This is a genomic window from Okeania sp. SIO2B9 (assembly GCF_010672505.1).
Classification (GTDB): domain Bacteria; phylum Cyanobacteriota; class Cyanobacteriia; order Cyanobacteriales; family Microcoleaceae; genus Okeania; species Okeania hirsuta.
Genome location: NZ_JAAHGK010001072.1, coordinates 1 through 2701 on the forward strand (window position 1 = coordinate 1; position 2701 = coordinate 2701).

At 33.4% G+C, this 2701-nt stretch carries 3 protein-coding genes; 1 reads left to right on the top strand and 2 read right to left on the bottom strand.

Features of this window, described 5'->3' with window-relative positions; genetic code table 11:
- Positions 1–182: 182 nt before the first annotated feature.
- Both F6K13_RS27345 and F6K13_RS27350 read right to left on the bottom strand, forming a co-directional pair.
- Positions 183–506: a sulfotransferase family 2 domain-containing protein gene (locus F6K13_RS27345; protein ID WP_124147302.1), complete on the bottom strand. Its 324-nt coding sequence runs from the start codon at positions 504–506 to the stop codon at positions 183–185.
- A gap of 196 nt (positions 507–702) precedes the next feature.
- Positions 703–1941 carry a glycosyltransferase family 4 protein gene (locus F6K13_RS27350; protein WP_124147301.1) on the bottom strand — a complete coding sequence of 413 codons (1239 nt, stop codon included), beginning with the start codon at positions 1939–1941 and terminating at the stop codon, positions 703–705.
- Positions 1942–1959: 18 nt separating this feature from the next.
- On the opposite strand from F6K13_RS27350, the gene F6K13_RS27355 reads away from it, so the two are divergent.
- On the top strand, positions 1960–2106 hold the full coding sequence (locus F6K13_RS27355) for a hypothetical protein (RefSeq protein WP_161565066.1): 147 nt from the start codon (positions 1960–1962) through the stop codon (positions 2104–2106).
- Positions 2107–2701: the final 595 nt, after the last annotated feature.

Here is a 2701-nt window from a genome sequence, read left to right on the forward strand (position 1 = left end):
AAATTAAATTAATGCTTGCTTTATTATTCATTAGACATCTCCAATCATCAAAAATAAAATCAATTATCGTACAGCAGTTATCAATTATTTCCCCTTAATCCCTACCCCTACTTCCTCTTTTCTGGAGATGTCTATTAAAAAGCTGATAGCTGACCGCTAATAGCTGAATGCTTACTAATAAACTAATCTCTATTCCACTTTTGAGTTTGACGATGTGGCGAAAAAAAGAAAGAAATCATTCTTTCCCAAGGGTTTCTTATAACGGCAAACTTATAACGAGAATGAAAAAAATCAGGTGACAAAACTTGATAGTAGTCAAGTAAAGACGAGTGTTTATGTATGTTAGGAAAATTTTTATTTCTTACTTCAAATCTCTCTACACCATCTTGCAAAGGGTTAAGGCACAGAATTTCGTCTTCAGAGTAATGCTTTAGAACACTCTGAATTGAATTACCTGCTGTTTTAGGAATGTGAATAAACAAAAACTTTTTTTGTATGGAAAGCATCTTTAAAACTGATGAAGTAAATATTTTTTTTGCTTGTTGCCATCCTTCGATCCATCTTCCCTATTCCCTATTCCCTACTCCCTAATAACTAAAACAAAAAACTATTAGATATATCCAATAATAAAAAGTAAAATCAATTATCGAATATAAATCATCAATTATTTTCCCCTACTCCCTACTCCCTACTCCCTACTCCCTACTCCCTCGACTCTAAAATTTCAGAAAATAAAGCTTCATAACTATTCAAAGCATTTTTAGACCCAAAATTTTCTTCTGCATATTTTCTTCCTTGCTGACCAAGTTGCTGAAGTTTTTCTGGATTTTCATATAACTCTACAATTGCTTGTGCCAAAGCTTGAGAATCTTCTGGAGTAACTACTATTCCACCACCACTTTCATTAACAACTCTGATTGCCGTACCTGTATCTGGAACAGAAGCTACTATTGGACGACCACTAGCAAGAATAACAGGAATTTTTGAAGGTAAATTAAAAGCAGTAACAGTCTTTTTCTGTATTACTAACCCAACATCAGCAGCAGATAACATTTCTGGTAATTTTTCTCGTGGTACTAAAGGGAGCAAAAGTACATTATCTGCTTGATATTTATCACAACACTCTTGTAATTGTTGACGCGCTTTTTCTTCCCCCAAAATTACGAAACAAATTTCCGATTTTTCCTTGAGACTAACAGCAGCTTTAACTACAGTTTCTAATCCTTGAGTTAGAGCAATATTCCCAGAATAAACAACGACAAATTTATCTTGAAGATTATGTTCCTCTCTAAATTGATTATTTTTATTTAGAGGTTTAATAAAATTCAGGTCTACCCAATTAGGAATACAAACAAGTCGGTCTTGAGAAACCCCTTGTTCAACTAAGTTAGTGACAAAATCTTCAGCAATAACGCTAATTTTAGCAGCTTTTAGATAAGCTAATTTTTCTACAGCTTGAGCTATACGTATTATCCAACTATCTTTTTTAACTAACCCAACTCTTACAGCAGCTTCAGAAACAATATCCTGAATATTTAAGACCACAGAAGAATTAGAAAATAATCCGTAAAAACTAACTGGTAAAGAAATTAGTATAGGAGGAGTCGTTGCAAAAATCACATCAGGTTTCCAACCATTAAAAGCTTGCCAAAGACTAGAAACAATAAAACTACCATCTAGCAATAATCGATCTAAAACCCCTGGTTTAGAACCTTTAATATGGATATAACTACGTTGGACTGTCACACCATTTAGTTCCTCAGTTAAAAAAAACTTACCTTTGTATTCATCATAAATTTTACGTTCAGGATAATTTGGCATACCAGTCACTACACGAACTTGATGACCACGTTTCACAAAACCTTCTGCCAGTTCCGTCATTAAGGGAGCAATGCCAATTGGTTCTGGGTAATAATTATAGGAATAAATAAGAATACGCATAGTTTAACTAATTAGGGTTTGCTGAAAAAGTATGCATGGCAGGGGGAGAAGTTAGGAGTCAGAAGTCAGGAGTCAGGAGTCAGGAGTCAGGAGTCAGTAGAAACGAGGAATGATAGAGGAGGCAGGAGGGAGAATTTTAAGAGTGATTTTTCTGCTCCTGCCTAGAATACTGAGTTTTTAAGCTTTTTGGACTGAAAAGCTGGCACTTTTTTCGACCTAAAAAGGCGAAAATCTTTATCTGTCAGTGCTTTTAGATTTAATCAGCAAGCCATAATTCAGTTAATATTTCGAGCATAACTAAACTAATAGATGTCTCCAGGGAGTAGGTTGTAGGGACGTTACATACAACGTCCGTAGGGAGTAGGCGGAAATAATTAATGAATAAGAGTACGATAATTAATTGGATATTTTTACTATTGGAGTTCTCTCATAGAAGGTAAAAGCCTTATAAATTGCTATTTTAGAATTAGCTATAATCAAAAGGGGTTGACCATATATGTTTCAATCAAAAAACTTAATTTTTAGTTTATTTATTTTCTCGTCTTTAGATATTTTCCAAAACTTCTTGAGGGTAAGTAGGTGTTACGCTCCTGTTGTCGATCTATGCAAAATATCTAATTTAACTAAATAGTTCAATTTTCTTAGTTTATTGATAATAAATATACTTGAAGCTAGTTAAGCTTAATAATTTAAGTTAGAATAATCAGATTTATCCAGAAAAAACTAAACACTAGAAATATATTCAGAATATGTAAGGCTA

Excerpts from the sequence above, each read along its gene's own strand:
- F6K13_RS27345 (WP_124147302.1), bottom strand. The coding sequence starts at position 506 with ATGCTTTCCATACAAAAAAAGTTTTTGTTTATTCACATTCCTAAAACA.
- F6K13_RS27350 (WP_124147301.1), bottom strand. The coding sequence starts at position 1,941 with ATGCGTATTCTTATTTATTCCTATAATTATTACCCAGAACCAATTGGC.